The 734-nt window shown below is 66.3% G+C and carries 1 protein-coding gene; it reads right to left on the bottom strand.

Translation table 11 applies throughout. The features are described from left to right. Positions 1–734, bottom strand: a 734-nt coding sequence (hemA, locus tag AU465_RS32965; RefSeq protein ID WP_192257179.1) for a 5-aminolevulinate synthase, incomplete at both ends; no start/stop codon positions are given.

Here is a 734-nt window from a genome sequence, read left to right as displayed (position 1 = left end):
GCCTGGCGCTGCTGCGCGTCGCGCTCGGCCTGCGAGCGCTTGAGATGCCTGATCGAGGTGGTGGCGGCGGCAGCGATCGCCGGCGGCAGCGCGGTGGTGAAGATGAAGCCCGGCGCATAGGAGCGCACCGCGTCGATCACGGCGCTTGTGCCGGTGATGTAGCCGCCCAGCGTGCCGAACGCCTTGGCTAAAGTGCCCTCGATGATGTCGATGCGGTCGGCCAGGCCTTCGCGCTCGGTGATGCCGCCGCCGCGCGCACCGTACATGCCGACCGCATGCACCTCGTCGATATAGGTCATGGCGTTGTAGCGCTCGGCGAGCTCGACGATCTGCCTGATCGGCGCGATGTCGCCATCCATCGAATAGACGCTTTCGAACACGATCAGCTTGGCGCGCTCGCGGCCCGCCGCCTGAAGCAAGCTTTCCAGATGCGCGACGTCGTTGTGGCGGAAGATCTTCTTCTCGGCGCCCGAGCGCCGCACGCCTTCGATCATCGAGGCGTGGTTCAACTCGTCGGAGAGCACCAGGCAGTTGGGCAAAAGCCTGGCAATCGTCGAGATAGAGGCCTCGTTGGAGACGAAGCCGGAGGTGAAGACCAGGGCTGCCTCCTTGTCGTGCAGGTCGGCCAGCTCATGCTCGAGCTCGACCAGCGGATTGGACGTGCCGGAAATGTTGCGGGTGCCGCCGGCGCCCGAGCCCATCTTGCCCGCCGCGGTCTGGAAGGCGGCGATCAC

Source organism: Mesorhizobium silamurunense (genome assembly GCF_014843905.1).
GTDB lineage: Bacteria > Pseudomonadota > Alphaproteobacteria > Rhizobiales > Rhizobiaceae > Mesorhizobium > Mesorhizobium silamurunense.
Note: the sequence above shows the minus strand (reverse complement) of the source record. Positions and strands in the feature narration are given on the sequence as shown.